Here is a 15,967-nt window from a genome sequence, read left to right on the forward strand (position 1 = left end):
TTATTTTCCGCGGCCCATCAAACGAAGGAACATACTGGCAAAGAACATCCCGCCTCCGAGAAGCACAACCATCAGCAGAATTTGAAAATCGTCGAAGAGGGTTTGTTGGAGGACAAGCCGCATCCAAGGCCATCCCAACAGAGTGACCATCACTCCCAACGCAAGACCCGGTCCGAAGGGGAGATATTCTTGTTTCCTGTAAAACTTGAAAATAACCCCCAGCGGCAAGGACAGAATCGACCCCACAAAAAATCCAACCGCCACAATCTGCCAGCCGGTGAACGCACCGGCCATCATCATCAGGTCCGCGTCCCCGAAGCCGATGGATTCCTTGCCAAGCCCTTTCTCAAACAAGAATTTCACGCTTCGCACCATCAGCATCCCGGTCATGGCTCCGACCAATCCGGTGACAAGACCAAGTTGCGGCGAACCGGCGGGCAGCCATGAGGGCAGCGGCCCCCATACCGGCCAGACATAAAGACCCGATGGAATGCCGCCCGGAGGGACATTAAAAGCCCACGGAAGGTTCGGCGGCAATCCATTTGCCACAACCGGATTGCTGGGCCAGGGCCACGGGAACAAAACAGCGCTCGCCAAACCGATCACTGTTCCGGTGGTCGTCAGGGAGAGCGGAATGCTATGGTGGTCGAAATCGCTGATGGTGGCCGCCAGCAGAAAGCTCGCAAGAATCGCATGTTGAATGAAAAAGAAAATCCCTTCCCAAGGCATTTCTTGGATGAATCTCTGATGTGATGTTTCGGAGAGCATCGGAACTTTTTGCCAGTTCAGCATGATCTCCAAGTAGAACAGCACGGCGAAAATCACCCCGGACAGAACCTCCACCCAGAGATAGCGGGAGGAAAATTTTGCCCCGCAAAACCGGCAGCGGCCGCGCCGGTAAAGCCAGCCAAAGATCGGCAGATTGTCGATGAAATAGAGAGAATTCAGGCAGGAAAGACAATGCGAATTCGGCCACAACACGCTCTTTTCGAGCGGCAGCCGACCGGCCACGACATTGATGAAACTACCCCAAGCGGCGCCAAACACGAAAGCCGTCAGCACCCAGACAATCTCGGCGAGAGTGATGGAGTCCATGCGGAAAAATCACATCCCTTCGCCCGTTGATATGGTGGAAAAAACGGCCGTCCGTCGGGCGTTCCATGCGGCCAAGATACGATCCGCGGCGACATCCGGCGACAATTCGGCCACGTTGATTTCCAGATTGGCCAATGCCCGGTAGAGCGGTTCCCGCACGGTGAGCATTTTCGTCACTTCTTCCAAGCCGCCTCCGGCCAGATTCGGGCGGCGTTCCCTTGTGACCGGATCGGTTTGCAATCGGTCCCATAACGTGTCGGCGTCGGCCGTCAGCCAGGCCACGAATCCCGCCGCCCGGATGCGATCCCGGTTTTCCTCCCGCAGGACGACTCCCCCGCCGGTGGCGAGGACCATCGGGCCGCGTCCGGTGAGTTCCCGCAGAACGGCCGATTCTCGGTCCCGGAATCCCGGTTCTCCCTCGGTGGCGAAAATCTCCCGGATGGTCCGGCCGGCTTGGGCTTCCAGATATTCGTCCGCGTCCATGAACGGGCGGCCGAGGCGTTCGGCCAGTTTTCGGCCAACGGTCGTTTTTCCACTTGCCCGATAACCGATCAGGATGATTTGATCGTCCCGACTGCTCATTCTTCCTCCTCGTCCGCGCGGGCGCCGGTCAGACCCATTTCCCCCGGCAGGCCGATGAACTGCCGGCGGCAGGCATTGCATTGCCGCCGATGCCTGTTCTGGAACCGGTCTCCGAGATCCGAATGCCGGTTTTGCAGCATGTCGGCTCTGGGCAAAAACTCATTAAAGAGAAACGACCGCCAGGCCTTCAACCGGTTGAGCAGGTTTGTCGGTTCTTTTTTGAACGAATACCGGTGATTGTTCACCACCAAGTCGTACCCGCCGCCGATTCCGGTCCGTGCCCGAATGACCAGTCGGTCTTCCATGCCGGACAGGACACTTTCCCGATAAATGATTCCTTCTTCGCAAATAAGGACGGGGGATTCCTCCGCATTCGGGGCCGGTTGAAGCAGGAGCAGATCGGGCCGTTGCTCCAAATATGATTGGGCATACATGGCCAAGTCGAACACACTGGCGGCCGCCCCGACTTTCTGCCATAGGCGGTTTTCCCGGTAAATCCACAGAAGCCGCAGACGGGACAAACCAGCCGAATCCTCGCTGGCGTAACAGACGCCGACCTCCGGGGCCAGCCGGCCGAGTTGCCGGAGATCACCGGGTTCCAAGCCGGCTTGAAAGGCTTGGCGAAGCATCAAAATCCGCAATCGTGACCGCCGGGTGCGGTTTTTCAGATCCCCGCTCGTCTTCGCAAAGAAGCGATTCATGGCCCCCCATGCCACTTTCCCCGTGCAAGCGTCGGCGAAGCGTCCCGCCAGCAGGAACACCTCGTCTTCGGAAGGTTCCCGGTCTTCATGTTTCAACATCATCAGGGAGGCCGTCAGCGCGTCGGACCAACGATTTTCTCCTGCGGATTGTATCCCCTGCGAAAGAGTCTTCTCTCGGTACTCCGCATCCCCGTGATTGATGCTCGCCAGGGCCAGGCCGGCGATCAACAACTGATCCTTTGGTTCCGGGTCGTTCATCCGCAGAAACCTTGGAACAACCAGATCCCACGCATGATCGACGACTCGATCCGAGGCCGGTTCCTCGTGATCCCAGTGCATCCGGATTCCCAGATAGGACAGGCAGGCCAGAAACAGCAGTGAGCAAACAGGGCCGACGGGGTGAAATCCCAAGATCGGGGGCAAGACGGCAAAAACCCCCGCGAGCAGAACCATTGGCAAAACGAAAAGGCACACCATTCCCCGCCGGGTGAGGGCATGGCCGGGTTCCGGCCCGCTGAAAAGATTCGTTTCACCGACGGTCGCATCCAGCCAGTTTAACAGAAATCGGTCGCGGACCTCCATCCGGAAACCGCCGCCGAGGAGCAGGCCCCCCGCAAGCAAAACAGGTGTCGGCTCCGTGTCTTCCGTGAAGGGAACAATGGCGAAACAATGCGGGCAGACACTGGCGTGTTGCTCGGCCGCCAGCGTCCGCAAGGTGAGATGCTGGTCGGATGGGGTGCCACCGCGGGCCAACAAATCATGAACCCGGCCGACTCCCCCGGCGGGGTCGAGAATTTGGGCCAATTCGCAACAACGATCAAGCAGTTCGCCGCGAGATTTCTGAAGATAAGTGTTCACCCAATCTTCGATCACCTGCCACGGTTCCTGAACTCGTTCGCCTTCGTATCGAAGTTGGTGCGATTCCCACAAATGCCGGGCAAAATCTCCCTGCGGCAATCGCACGCCGCACCGGGGACAGGCTGCAAGGGATTGTTCAAGGAGTTCCTGCCGTCGCCGCCGCACGGCTTCCAAGGGAGGAATCTGTTCCATCAGCCTTGCGAGACGTTCGGCCGCCCGCACCGGGGCAACTTTTCGTTCCAAAGCCGCCAGAATCGACGGAATCAACGGGGAATCGGCCGGGATATGAAGAATGATGTTCGCGGCCGCCGAGATGCGAAGCCTGCTTGGGTATTTCGATTTGCCAAGCAGGCTAATCAAGTTTGGAATCAACGACCGAGAAAGGGGCTTGAGTCTCGCGGCCAGTTCCAAGGCGAATCGCCGGGCGTTGGTGTCCGACCGGGCAAGCACCCGCGTGAGGAAAATATCTCCCTGTCCAAAATCGTTCAGGGTGGCCGCCAACTCTCGAAACGCGGCTGAACGGGCCTCGGACGTACGGGCGAGCGAAATCTTCCGCATTCCCGCCGCCAAGGCTCGATTTTCCGGTGTGTCGCCGCCGCTTGGCATGGGTTGAATCGAAATCCGAGGCGTTTATTTCACCGGAAGCACGATGGTCGAGGGTTGCAGACAGCGGGCGTCTTCCCCTTCGCTGCACGCGGCCACCTTGACACGAATCTCAAGACTCTCGCCCGTCGGCGGGGTTTTCAGTTTCACATGGACGGCAACTTCGCCCCGGTAAACCCGATAATCACCGAGCTTTTCCTTCACGATGGTTCCTTCGGGATACGTCGCCGTCGAGGAAAGTTTTTTTCCATCCTGCCACACTTCAGCGACAGTTTGGGACGGCCCCAGAGTATCGTTCTCCACGGGATTGGCATAAATGTGCCAGTCTTTGGTGACCGTCAGATTCACCACATATTCGTCCGGTTTGTCCTTAACCGGAACAACTTTCGCGGCCACCATGTCCGAAGAGGTTTTTAGGCCGCCACCTTTAGGTTTCGGTTGCAAGAGCGGTTCTGTGGAAACGGTTTGACCGAGGAATTGGTGAAGCGTTTCGGCCAGCGTGGGCACGCCGCCGGGATTGCCTTTGAGCAATCCGGCGAACTGCTTGATGGTCCGCTCGGCTTCGGTCCGATATTTGGCCTCCCCGGTTTTCTTGGCGAGGTCAAGCATGTTCGCCGCCATCACCGAATTGCCCGAAGGTTGAACACCATCATGATAATCCTTGGGCCGGGCGAACAGTTTTTCATGGTCGCTTGAGGTGTAGAAGTAGCCGCCCTTGTCCTTCTCGCCAAACCATTGAATGGTCTGGTCGGCCAGATTCTTGGCCTCTTTCAGCCATCTTTCATCGCCGGTCGCATCGTGAAGCCGCAACAGCCCGTGCGTCAGATAGGCGTAATCTTCCAGATAGGCGTTCAACTTGGCCTCGGTCGTGCCGTCGGCTTTCTTGCTAATCGTGCGAAGCAACCGGCCATCCTTGTTGCGCCCGGTCTTCAGGAGAAAATTCGCGGCCTTGGTGGCCATTTGCGTGTATTTGGGTTCCTTGAACACCTGTCCGGCCAAGGCCAGTCCAGAGATCATCTGGCCGTTCCAAGCGGTCAGCATTTTCGTGTCGAGGAAGGGCCGGTGTCGCTTTTCGCGGGCCGCGAGCAATTTGGGCGTCAACCCGGCGAGCTTCGTTTCCAACTCGGCCACCGTGAGCTTTTGATCTTTGGCGATTTCCTCGAAAGGTCGCGTGATCCGAAGGATGTAACTCTTATCCTCGAAGTTGGGCGAACCAGACATTGAGTAAACCGCCCGGATAAACAGGGCATCTTCCTTGTTGCCAAGGGCTTTCTCAATCTCTTCGGGAGTCCAGACGTAGAACTCTCCTTCGACGCCGTTGCTGTCCGCGTCGAGGGCCGAGTAAAAACCCCCTTCGGGGGAGGTCATTTCTCGTTCAAGAAAGGCGATCGTTTCCTTGGCAATGCGTTGATAGATCGGCTTCGGATCTAGTTGATACGCCTCGGAGTACAACTCCACCAACTGGCCGTTGTCATACAGCATTTTCTCGAAGTGCGGCACCGTCCAAGTGCGCTCGGTGGAATAGCGGTGAAAGCCGCCGCCGATTTGGTCGTAAATGCCCCCCTTGGCCATCTTGTCGAGCGTGAGATCAACGAGGGCTTTTAACTCCTTGTCCTTTTCCCGGTGGGCATGTCGCATCAGGGTGAACAGGCTCGGCGGCATGGGGAACTTCGTGCCCCGGTGTTTGCGGCTGGCGTTGCCGATGCCGCCATGTTCCGGGTCGATGTTTTCGCGGATGGTCTCGGCCGATCCCATCGCCAGGGCCTTGTTCAATTCAACCAGCGGATTCCCCCGACTGGCCCGGCCAAGAGCCTCCGACACTTGCTCCGCAATGGTGTCGGCCTGATCCATCAATTGCTTGTTCTTCTCCGGGTCGGCATGAAGATCGTTCACCACTTTGAGAACGGTCTTAAACCCCCGGATTGTGTCGCCGTCAATCACGCGGTCTTCTTTCGGCCAGTAGGTTCCGCCGACGATGGGTTTGCCGGTGTCCGTGAGGAACATGCTCATCGGCCAGCCACCGCGCGCTCCCAGCACTTGGAGGGAGGTCATGTAGATTTCATCTACATCCGGACGTTCTTCCCGATCCACTTTCACACAAACGAAATTCTTGTTCATGATCTCGGCAACGCCCGCATCCTCGAACGATTCCCGCTCCATGACGTGGCACCAATGGCACGACGAATAACCGACGGAAAGAAAAATCAGCTTCTTTTCCTTGCGGGCTTTCTCGAACGCCTCCGGCCCCCACGGATACCAATCCACGGGATTATGGGCATGTTGGAGCAGATATGGGCTGCTCTCCTTGGCAAGCCGGTTGGCCGGGGCATCCTTTTTGGGTTCGGCGGCCCCGAGGGTGAGACTGGCGGACATAATGAGCCACCCGATGAGACGGCAGACGTTGGCCACGGCAAACTCCGCTGACAAGTGCGTGCGCTTACTATATTCGCCGGGCTTGGGGGATGGGGGACGCTAAGAGTGGATTAAGAAAATGAGATGGCCAAGGATGTCATTTTTCATCGGCCATTTCTGAATGACTGCTCATACGTCCCGGCGGTGGGTTTTGTTTCACGGTCAACGTGAAAAATGTTTTGGTTGAGCAATAAACCTGCCGCCGGATGGAGAAACTGGGTTGATCGAATCGGATGGGTGTCGAATGATTACGCAGTCCGGGATTCGCAGACTTGCATGGTGTCCCGTCAAAAATCATTTGGCGGGACACATGTTTTAACCGGGAAAGTCAGAGTTTGATTCATGCGTCGCACTCTTTTTGCCAAGACTGTTCTGCCCGCCCGACATTCGGCTGATGACAGCACTTTTCTTTCCACCGTTGTCCCTGATCCAATCAACGGGCAGGCATTGTTGACGGCCGTTCTGCGAACCCCTTGGGATAATGCCCCGCGCCTGGCCTATGCCGCCTGGCTGGCCGTCAGTGGCCGGAACGATCAGGCTGAATTCATCAATCTCCAATTTAATCCGGAACCTCCGTCGTCCGAACACTGGCCTCAACGCGACGGCGATCAACGCAGCACGGATGGCTTTTTGATGTCATCTGCCATCGCCGATTGGACCGGCGAGGATGCTTTGCGGGACGCCGGGCTAAAGGTGCCGATCATCCACCGTCGACCCGGCGGCCGCCATGTTGGCGGAACGCTCAGTCTTGGTTGGGATCGGGGTTTTGTCGAAGAAATCCGGGCGTCGGCGGCTGACTTTGCGTTGGTCGCCGAGACATTGTTTCGGCGCCACCCGATCACACGAGTCGTGCTGGATGACGCGGAGGATTTCTTATGGACGGAGCGTAAAGACGGCGGGGCGCGCATCCTCTGGCTGACGCTGCCGGGCCGCAATCTCTGGCTGGGCGATCCCGCGACGGCCGGGGTGGATCGGTTGGAGCGTGACCCCCGCTCAGGCATGTTCGGCCAATGGCTCGCCGACCAAGTGTCGCGGGCCTGTGTCGCGAGGGGACGAAAGCTGGCCGGGCTTCCCTCGTGAGAAATCAGAACTGATATTTTTCCAGGTTGCCCTGAACGAAAGTGTCCCCATGTGTCCGGGCGCTTCCTCAAATCTTCCATCAATTTTCTTCCACGACATCAGCCGAATCGATCACCATGTGTGATTTCGATGATATTCTTCACTTTCGCCGCCGAACTTCGTTCTTACCAATCAGATCATGTTGGATTTTGATTTGTGTTGGGTGTATGCTCAATTTTGATTTTCCCCCTCCATGACGATCTCCGATCACCCAATCATCCGGGAGGCCGCGAACATGGACGACCGACAACCAAAAACGCCTCATACAGAACGCTTTTTCGAGCAACTCACCGATTCGATCCCGCATATGGTCTGGCTCGCCGGGCCAAACGGGGAAACCACCCATCATAACTGCCAGTTTCTCAAATATTCCGGCATGTCACCGGGCGAGCCACTGGGCCGGAACTGGGAAAAAATGGTGCATCCGGACGATCTCCCCGCGACTCGGGCCGCCTGGGAGCATTCGCTGCGGACCGGCGAACCATTTGAGATCGAACAACGACTCCGTCGTCACGACGGGGTCTATCGCTGGCATATTTCACGGGCCACTGCCGAACGATTGGTGGATGGAGACATCATCCGATGGGTGGGGGGTAATGCCGATGTTGATGATTTAAAGCGGTCGGAAGAGGCCGTTCGCCGGGGGGAAGCCCTTCTGACATGCGTTGTTGAGTCGGCGGGCGACGCAATCGTCAGTTTCGATCTGTCGGGCAATGTTCTGACATGGAATCGGGCCGCCGAACGGTTGTTTGGCTATCCGGTTGCCGAGATCGTCGGCCGTCCGGTCAGTTTGCTCACGCCGCCCGAGGGTCGGGATGTCACCCAGGGAAAGGTGAATCGACTTTGTCGCGGCGAAGATGTCGGTTCCTACGAGACTTTAAGGATGGGCCGGGACGGACGTCGGCTTCTGGTTGAAGTCACCCCGTCCCCGGTCCGCACTCCCGATGGCCGTGTCATTGCGGTGGCCGCCAACTATCGGGATGTGACCGCCCGGCGACAATCCGAGGAGACACTGCAACTTCGCAACCGGGCCATTCAGGCTGTCAATCAGGGGATTTTGATCACCGACCCCAACCAACCGGGCAACCCGATTATTTACGCAAGCCCCGGCTTTTCGCGGCTCACCGGTTACGAAGGGACTGAAATCATCGGCCGGAACCCGCGATTTCTCCAAGGGAAGGACACCGACCCGGCGGTGGTCGCCCAAGTGCGGTCAGCCATCCTGGCCGCCGAGTCCTGCACGGTCGAAATGGTGAATTACCGGAAAGACGGCCGGGCGTTCTGGAATGAACTCACCCTCTCGCCAGTGCGTGACGAATCCGGGAAGGTCACCCACTTCATCGGGGTTCAAACCGACGTTTCCGACCGTCGGCGACTGGAGGAGCAATATGCCCAATCCCAAAAAATGAAGGCTGTCGGACAACTGGCTGCCGGCGTGGCCCACGACTTTAACAACCTGCTGACCATCATCAACGGTTACAGTGAAATCATGCTGGCCGGCCTTGGACCGGAAAATCCGGACCGGGAACTCTTGGAGGAGATTCGGGACGCCGGCGAGCGTTCTGCCGGACTGACCCGGCAACTTCTGGCTTTCAGCCGCCAGCAGGTGCTGGCGCCTCGGGTGATCGACTTGAATGCGATCATTGTCGAGGCCGAGAGATTGCTTCGTCGGGTGATCGGGGAGGATGTCCGGTTGGCCACCACGCTGTTCCACGGACTATGGCCGGTCAAGGCCGACCCCGGACAGATCGAGCAGGTGTTGATGAATTTGTGTGTCAACGCGCGGGACGCGATGCCGACGGGCGGAAAGCTGACGATTGAAACGCTGAACGTCGAGTTGAACGAAGAGTATACGAGCTTGCGCCCGGACGCCCGGCCCGGTCCGCATGTGTTGCTGGCGGTGTCGGACACCGGTTATGGGATGACGCCGGAGGTGATGACAAGAATCTTCGAGCCTTTCTTCACTACGAAAGGCTTGGGAAAAGGAACCGGACTCGGACTGGCAACCGTGTTTGGGATCATCCGCCAGTCCGGCGGGCATGTCGGAGTCTATAGCGAAGTTGGAATCGGCACCACTTTCAAAGTTTATCTTCCAAAGGTGGAGGAAACCATCGGCACGGTGGCGGATCGGGTGGAGAAGTTAACTCTTCCGAAGGGAACAGAGACGATTCTGGTGGCGGAAGACGAAGACAGCCTCCGGGCGTTGACTCGGCGGATTTTGGAAGAATGTGGTTATGCCATCTTGGCGGCGGCCGATGGCGAGCAAGCCGCGCGGATGGTGACCGATTTTGGCCAGCCGATCCATCTGTTGGTGACCGACGTGGTCATGCCGGGGATGGGTGGCCGAAATCTGGCCGAGCGTCTTCGGGAAAGGCAGCCAGGACTCAAAGTTCTTTATCTGTCCGGCTACACGGATGATGCCGTGGTGCGCCACGGGATTCTGCACGACCAAGTAAACTTCCTTCAGAAACCATTCACTCCGACCATTCTCGCCCGCAAAGTCCGTGATGTGCTTGATGACGGAAAAAGCTGACACAATCTATCAGGGATGCCCTCGGTGCGAATTGAACGCACGACCCCCGGTTTAGGAATTCAAAGGAAAAGCGACTTTGTTCAGCCCGAAACCCGTGCGGAACCCTCCCCGGACCGGCGGCATTTTGCTTCTGCCGGGTCAGCGTCCCCTCCACCGGATTGGTTCACGACAAATCAGCAGACGCGACCCAGTCCCTGCCAGCCACTCCTGAAGTCTCCACATGTCCGCATTGCAACCCGCCCCGTGACGCCAAAAACCCGTGCCCCAAAAATTCCGGCGCCCCCGGCAAAGTTCCGTGCGATCACTGTCTGTGCCAGCAAGACGGCTTGGGCGGATTCATGACGGCGTCCGACGGTGAGTCTTCCAGAGCCATTCTTTCGGCTCAATTGTTTTTGTTCGTTGTCGCCTCCACCATCGCCATTGAGGATTCCGGTCATTCAGCCCCCGTCGTCGGCTCGGATCTTCCTCCGGGGTTGCGCGATTCGCCCTTGTTGACCGCGCATGATCTCCGCTCCGCTCATCACCTTCTCCGCTGTTGAAACGACCTCGCCGACGCCGCCAAAGCAGACGGTGATGGACGACACTGAAGCCGAGATCCGGGCCGAACTGTCGAAGCTTTCGCCCGCCGACCGCGCGCTCGCCGAGGCCCAGCGGTTTTGTCCCGCGACCGACGAGCGGCTCGGTTCGATGGGCGTGCCGAAAAAGATCATGATCGACGGCAAGCCGGTGTTCATCTGCTGCAAGAGCTGCACAAACGAGCTCCTGAAGGAGCCCGCCAAGACGCTTGAAAAGATCGAGGCCCGCATGAAAAGCGAGCGGCCGGGGAAATAGTCCGCCGGCCCTCCAATCCCAATCCAAGGAGAATTACCATGATATCGCCGTTCAAATTCATCGCTGTCGGACTCGTCCTGATCCTGGCCCTGTCCGGCTGCCAGCAGAGCCCTTCGACAAATCCGTCCGGAAAGGAAGCGGGGAAGATTTATGACGTCAAGGGGAAAGTCGTCTCCGTGGACGCCGCGAACAAGCGGGTCAAACTGGACCACGAAGACATCCCGGGCCTCATGAAGGCCATGAAAATGGAGTTTACGGTCGAGGACGCGAAGTTGCTCGAAGGCCTCAAGGCCGGCGACGAGGTGCGGGGGACGCTTCGCTCCGGCGGCGGCAACACCGTCATCACTTCCTTTCAAAAAAGATAAGCAACGGGCCGGGGTGAACAGTGATTGAAAACCTGATCGAGGCGTAGGTTCGCAACCGCTTCATCGTGCTGATCCTCGCGGCGGCGGGCGTCTACGCGACGCTGAACACGCCCGTCGACGCCATCCCGGACCTCTCCGAGAACCAGGTGATCGTGTTCACCGACTGGCCGGGCCGGAGCTCCCGCGAGATCGAGGACCAAGTCACCTATCCGCTTTCCCTCCGTCTTCAGGGCCTCGCCGGCATCCGGACAGTGCGATCTTCGTCCGAATTCAATTTCTCGACGATCACCCTCATTTTCGAGGACAAGACCGATTTCTATTTCGCCCGCCAGCGGGTGACGGAAAAGCTTGGCCAGTCCGGGAATTTCCTGCCGACCGGCGTCTCTCCCTACCTCGCCCCGGACGCCACGGCGCTCGGGCAGGTGTTCTGGCACACCCTGGAACCGGGGCCGGGGCGTCCCCTCGATCCCGGCCAGCTTTGGGCGATCAACAAGTTCTACGTCGCCCCGCAATTGAACGCCGTGCCGGGCGTCTCCGAGGTGGCGCCGCCCGGCGGGGCGCCGCTGGAGTATCAGATCGATGTCCGGCCCGAGATGCTGCGGGCCTATGGCGTGACCCTCGGGGAGCTTTTCTCCGCCGTCAGCCGGAGCAACCAGCCGGCGGGCGGGGGCGTCATCCAGAAAAACAACGCCGAGTACATCGTCCGCGGGGTCGGCTGGATACGCGACAAGACGGACATCGAAAACACCGTCATCCGCGAGGTGAACGGCGTTCCCGTGTATGTCAAAACGGTTGCGACCGTGCAACTCGGAACCCAGTTTCGGCGGAGCGTTTTCGAGAAGGACGGGAACGAAGTCGTCGGCGGAGGCTTTGATGCGGCACGGGGAAAACACGCTCGCCGTCACGAAGCGGGTCAAGGAGAAGATCCAAGAACTCCAGCCGGGCCTGCCGCCGGGAGTGCAGATCGTGTCCTCCGGGCGCTGGAAGATCACGGGTTCATTGGCCCGGCCCCCCATGCGGACGGCCGCGATGGGATCGTGAACGAGGCGGTCCAGAAGGTGTTGGAACGGTTTGGCGAAACGATGCGCGAACTGGCCTTGAGGCGATTCGGCGAGTTTGAGCAGGAACCTGGGCCGGTCCTCGTCCGGTTCGTCGTGACGAAGACCCTGCGCCGGATGAGGGCGTCCGGCCACCTCGGGGGCCTCGGCCCGCAGGACGAGACGGCCGTGACCGACGAACTCGCCGGTCGGCTCTCTCCGGAAGAGGGGCGACGGTTGGCGAAACGCCCCGCCTCGGAAACGATCACCCGCATTCAGACGGAAACGGCCGGGCATCTGACGAGCAAGGGCTTTCTCGCAGATCCAGCCGCCGGGCTTGAAATCAGAAAGGGATGGGCCGCGACCCTCGCCGCTGACATCAGAGAAGCGTTCGACGGGAGCCGGGCGACGCTGGCCGGGGAGGTTCTGGCGGCGGCCGAATCCAAACGGGAGGATCTGTGGCGTGGCCGCTTGAAAACCATCAACTGGGAGTTGTGCGACCGCGGGGTCGAGGCGTTCACGTGGTATGCGATGGAGGAACTGGCGGCGGCCGCCAATCACGCGGCCCTTCTCGGGGGCCGCCCACGCAGCCCGTGACGGCCGCCGCGACATGGCAAAGGCATATCCCGACGAGCAAGCGTAACGGCCGGCATGTGGTTTTCAGGGCCGAATCCGCTTCCCCGGCCGGGGCATGTCATCGCATCAAATGGTTATTTCCACAATCTGTATCGGTCGCGCCGGGTGCGACGGTTTAACGCGACTTCGGGAGCGGGAAAAGAAACTTTCCCCGTTAAATATTCAAGATTCCCGGAGGGTGTGCGCAGAGACCGCCGAACCACAATGAAATTGTCCGAACCCCATGCTGCCGCACAACCTTCCGGATGATAAGCGATGTGGCCGCAGATGTCACAAAGTTGTTTTTCTCAAACGGAGCGAATTCCCGACGACCGACAGCGAACTCAGGCTCATGGCCGCACTTGCCCACACCGGAGAAATCAACACCCCGAACGCGGGGTACAACACGCCGGCCGCGACCGGAATTCCGATCACGTTATAGGCGAAGGCCAGAAGGAGATTTTGACGGATGTTGCCCATCGTTGCCCGGCTCAAACGCCTCGCCCGGACGATGCCTCGCAAATCTCCCTTCACCAGTGTCACGTCGGCGTTTTCCATCGCCACATCGGTTCCATCGCCCATCGCGATTCCGATTTGGGCTAGAGCGTCGTTGATGCCGTCGCCGGCCATCGCCACGATTCGTCCCTCGGCCTGAAGTTTCCTCACCGCCTCGATCTTCTGATCCGGCAGGACTTCGGCGATGATCTCGTCGATGCCGAGTTGCCGGCCGACGGCCTCGGCCGTTCGTCGGCTGTCACCGGTAAGCATGATGACCCGCATCCTTTCGGCATGCAGCAACCGGATCGCCTCGGTGGTTGTTTCCTTGACGTGGTCGGCGACGCCGATGAGGCCGGCGAACCGGCCATCAATCGCCATCAGCATCATTGTCCGCCCTTCGTCTCTCAGTGCTATTGATGTGTTCCTGCTGCCCGGCGATGCCGATGCCATGATTCGTTAGCAGGGCGGCGTTCCCCAAGAGGATCTTGCGGCCGTCGACTTTCCCGGTCACCCCCTTGCCGGGGACTGACTGGAAATCCTCGGATTTTGGGATCGCCAGTTTCTTCTCCTCGGCCCCTTTCACGATGGCGGCCGCCAGCGGATGTTCGCTACCCCGCTCCAGGCTCGCCGCCACCCGCAAGATGTCGTCCGCGTCAAATCCGGGAGCGGGTTCCGCCAGATCGAAACGGGGCTTTCCTTCCGTGAGTGTTCCGGTTTTGTCCACGACCAAAGTGTCGGCCCGTTGCAACATCTCCAGGGCCTCGGCGTTTTTGATGAGGATGCCGTTCTCGGCGCCCTTGCCGACCCCGACCATGACGGCCAGGGGAGTCGCCAGCCCCAAGGCGCACGGGCACGCAATGATTAACACCGCCACGGCGTTGACGAGGGCATGAGCCAGCCGTGGTTCGGCTCCCCACAGGCTCCAGACCACGAACGTTATCACACTCGCGGCCATCACGGCGGGGACAAAGAATCGGGACACCCGGTCCACGAGCTTCTCAACGGGGGCGCGAGTTCGTCGGGCCTCGCCGACCAAGCGGACAATCCTCGCCAGAAGCGTGTCTTCCCCGACTTTCTCCGCCCGGACCAGGAGGCTGCCGGGGTACGAGGCTCAAGGGCCATGCCGCATTTGGGGCACGGGCCGGGGTGATCGCTGACCACCTCCGGGTGCATCGGACAAACGTATTCCACCTTCGTCATTGATTGATCGGCCGGCTCCAAAGCCATTCCACATTTGGGACAAACTCCCGGTCCCGGCTGCCTGATTTCCGGGTGCATCGGGCAAGTGTGTTCGACCGCTCCGGACACGGCAGGGATCGTCATGGCCGGGGGTGCCGTGTCCGTGCCATGACAGCAGGAATGTTCGGCCCGATGCCCCTGCGGTGGTTGGAGGAATTGTTGAGGGTCGGCGACGAACTTTTTCTCACAGGACGCGGAACAGAAGAAGTGGCGAGTCCCTTCGTGCGTGACTTCCCCGACCGCGCTGGCCGGATCGACGCTCATGCCACACACGGGATCGATGACCAAGGCCCCTCCATGATGCCGGGCCGACAGAGGAATTTTCATGATTTGTTCTCCTTGGGCGCGACCGGATCGTGGTTGAGAGACTCCATGGTGGGACATCCCGTCAGGGAGCCGTGTCCGGGGCATTCGTTAACCAGTTTTCGCAGCGTCTTCCGCATCCGTTGCAGATCAATGATCTTGGCCTCAATGTCCGCCAGTTTTGTTTCCGTTTGGCGTTTCACATCGCCGCGCGTGGACTCCGGATCTTCCGTGAGCTTGAGCAATTCCATTATTTCTCGCAGGGAGAACCCCAATTCCTTGGCCCGACGGATGAAGCGGAGCCGGATGAGAATGTCCTCGAAGAATACACGATACCCCGATCGCTTTCGCTCCGGAGCCGGCAACAACCCTTCCCGCTCATAGAAGCGAATGGTTTCGATGCCGATTCCGGGCCGCCTGGCCACCTGGCCGATGGTCATGGATTTCATGCTGACTTCCCGGAATTGATGCTCATACCGTCGATTCTACGGCCCGTAGTTAACCACAGAGTCAAGGAGAATTGGTTGAAAAAACGGCATGTCTCTCCGAACTCGCGGGCGGCGCGAAACAGGCGCGACTTTCAATATTGGCCGTATGATTTGCTTCTCAAATGATGAACCTGACTTCGGACAACTTTTCATTCACGTGTCATTCTTCCTCGCCGATCTGCGCGAAAGTTGCCTCGGAATTGTTGTTTGAATTCACTGCCCTGAAGGACAATGACTCCGGCCTCGACAAAAAGTGTTTGGTAATGCGAAGACCAATCAAGATGTGATGAGCCGACGGATCCGGGGGCTGAAAAATCTCCGGACGAGTCGCAGGCTGACGGACGACCTGGGCGTTTCCCTGCGGGCAGCGTGACCCGCGGACAGCAGGACTGGCTGGAGGCTGCCCTTTGAATCGCCGCCGCGAGGAAGAGGGAGGCCACGCGGAGACGAGAAGGGCAGCTTCCGCGAAGACATGGGACAAACAAAAAGGGCATGTGGCCGGATTGATGGACCGCCTGGATTTCGTCGCGGCGGCCGAGTTTCTGGACAAATCGGCCGCCGTTTGTCCGGAGTCCGAGCGGGCGAAACCACGGCCGAAGTCGCCGAGCGATTTGGGGCATGCGCCGCTTTTGTGCGTCGGCGGGCCAGCGGTTCCGCGAGACCGGCTCACTGGCCCCGCGGCTTTTCG

The 15,967-nt window shown here is 59.2% G+C and carries 11 protein-coding genes and 2 pseudogenes; 6 read left to right on the top strand and 7 right to left on the bottom strand.

Annotated features, from left to right (window positions below; translation table 11 throughout):
• From BGIM_RS0107045 to BGIM_RS0107060, 4 genes are all read right to left on the bottom strand, one after another.
• A complete protein-coding gene (locus BGIM_RS0107045) occupies window positions 1-1,095 on the bottom strand; it encodes a prepilin peptidase (RefSeq protein ID WP_020469094.1) in 1,095 nt (364 codons plus the stop codon).
• Between the two features lie 9 nt (window positions 1,096-1,104).
• Window positions 1,105-1,677, bottom strand: a complete 573-nt coding sequence (locus BGIM_RS0107050; protein ID WP_020469095.1) for a shikimate kinase — start codon at window positions 1,675-1,677, stop codon at window positions 1,105-1,107.
• Complete coding sequence (locus BGIM_RS0107055) at window positions 1,674-3,794, bottom strand: hypothetical protein (protein ID WP_238537547.1); 2,121 nt, start codon at window positions 3,792-3,794, stop codon at window positions 1,674-1,676. The genes BGIM_RS0107050 and BGIM_RS0107055 overlap by 4 nt, the downstream gene beginning before the upstream one ends.
• Before the next feature lie 72 nt (window positions 3,795-3,866).
• The gene (locus BGIM_RS0107060) at window positions 3,867-6,248 is read right to left on the bottom strand and encodes a DUF255 domain-containing protein (RefSeq protein WP_020469097.1); all 2,382 of its coding nucleotides are present in this window, start codon (window positions 6,246-6,248) and stop codon (window positions 3,867-3,869) included.
• 345 nt (window positions 6,249-6,593) lie between these two features.
• On the opposite strand from BGIM_RS0107060, the gene BGIM_RS0107065 reads away from it, so the two are divergent.
• The 5 genes from BGIM_RS0107065 to BGIM_RS66425 all read left to right on the top strand — a co-directional run bounded on the left by BGIM_RS0107065 (window position 6,594) and on the right by BGIM_RS66425 (window position 12,733).
• Window positions 6,594-7,331 carry a TIGR02996 domain-containing protein gene (locus tag BGIM_RS0107065; RefSeq protein WP_020469098.1) on the top strand — a complete coding sequence of 246 codons (738 nt, stop codon included), beginning with the start codon at window positions 6,594-6,596 and terminating at the stop codon, window positions 7,329-7,331.
• 274 nt (window positions 7,332-7,605) lie between these two features.
• On the top strand, window positions 7,606-9,903 hold the full coding sequence (locus tag BGIM_RS49110) for a PAS domain S-box protein (RefSeq protein ID WP_157368647.1): 2,298 nt from the start codon (window positions 7,606-7,608) through the stop codon (window positions 9,901-9,903).
• Window positions 9,904-10,404: 501 nt separating this feature from the next.
• The gene (locus BGIM_RS49115) at window positions 10,405-10,734 is read left to right on the top strand and encodes a hypothetical protein (RefSeq protein WP_020469100.1); all 330 of its coding nucleotides are present in this window, start codon (window positions 10,405-10,407) and stop codon (window positions 10,732-10,734) included.
• A 38-nt stretch (window positions 10,735-10,772) separates the two neighbouring features.
• Window positions 10,773-11,099, top strand: a complete 327-nt coding sequence (locus BGIM_RS57090; protein ID WP_020469101.1) for a copper-binding protein — start codon at window positions 10,773-10,775, stop codon at window positions 11,097-11,099.
• A 65-nt stretch (window positions 11,100-11,164) separates the two neighbouring features.
• A complete protein-coding gene (locus tag BGIM_RS66425; protein WP_029629810.1) occupies window positions 11,165-12,733 on the top strand; it encodes an efflux RND transporter permease subunit in 1,569 nt (522 codons plus the stop codon).
• A gap of 309 nt (window positions 12,734-13,042) precedes the next feature.
• Here BGIM_RS66425 and BGIM_RS68185 read toward each other — a convergent pair.
• The 3 genes and pseudogenes from BGIM_RS68185 to BGIM_RS0107110 all read right to left on the bottom strand — a co-directional run.
• A pseudogene (locus tag BGIM_RS68185) lies at window positions 13,043-14,348 on the bottom strand (heavy metal translocating P-type ATPase); the annotation flags it as partial.
• Window positions 14,349-14,368: 20 nt separating this feature from the next.
• Window positions 14,369-14,899, bottom strand: a pseudogene (locus BGIM_RS68640) (heavy metal-binding domain-containing protein); the annotation flags it as partial.
• Window positions 14,812-15,240 carry a heavy metal-responsive transcriptional regulator gene (locus BGIM_RS0107110; RefSeq protein ID WP_020469103.1) on the bottom strand — a complete coding sequence of 143 codons (429 nt, stop codon included), beginning with the start codon at window positions 15,238-15,240 and terminating at the stop codon, window positions 14,812-14,814. The gene BGIM_RS0107110 and the pseudogene BGIM_RS68640, both read right to left, overlap by 88 nt.
• A gap of 446 nt (window positions 15,241-15,686) precedes the next feature.
• On the opposite strand from BGIM_RS0107110, the gene BGIM_RS66990 reads away from it, so the two are divergent.
• On the top strand, window positions 15,687-15,967 hold a 281-nt coding region (locus BGIM_RS66990), incomplete at its 3' end, for a hypothetical protein (RefSeq protein WP_238537549.1).

Origin of the sequence: Zavarzinella formosa DSM 19928 (assembly GCF_000255705.1) — a bacterium.
GTDB classification, from domain to species: Bacteria; Planctomycetota; Planctomycetia; order Gemmatales; family Gemmataceae; genus Zavarzinella; species Zavarzinella formosa.

Excerpts from the sequence above, each read along its gene's own strand:
- BGIM_RS49115 (WP_020469100.1), top strand. The coding sequence starts at position 10,405 with ATGATCTCCGCTCCGCTCATCACCTTCTCCGCTGTTGAAACGACCTCG.
- BGIM_RS0107050 (WP_020469095.1), bottom strand. The coding sequence starts at position 1,677 with ATGAGCAGTCGGGACGATCAAATCATCCTGATCGGTTATCGGGCAAGT.
- BGIM_RS49110 (WP_157368647.1), top strand. The coding sequence starts at position 7,606 with ATGGACGACCGACAACCAAAAACGCCTCATACAGAACGCTTTTTCGAG.
- BGIM_RS0107110 (WP_020469103.1), bottom strand. The coding sequence starts at position 15,240 with ATGAAATCCATGACCATCGGCCAGGTGGCCAGGCGGCCCGGAATCGGC.
- BGIM_RS0107065 (WP_020469098.1), top strand. The coding sequence starts at position 6,594 with ATGCGTCGCACTCTTTTTGCCAAGACTGTTCTGCCCGCCCGACATTCG.
- BGIM_RS0107055 (WP_238537547.1), bottom strand. The coding sequence starts at position 3,794 with ATGCGGAAGATTTCGCTCGCCCGTACGTCCGAGGCCCGTTCAGCCGCG.
- BGIM_RS0107045 (WP_020469094.1), bottom strand. The coding sequence starts at position 1,095 with ATGGACTCCATCACTCTCGCCGAGATTGTCTGGGTGCTGACGGCTTTC.
- BGIM_RS57090 (WP_020469101.1), top strand. The coding sequence starts at position 10,773 with ATGATATCGCCGTTCAAATTCATCGCTGTCGGACTCGTCCTGATCCTG.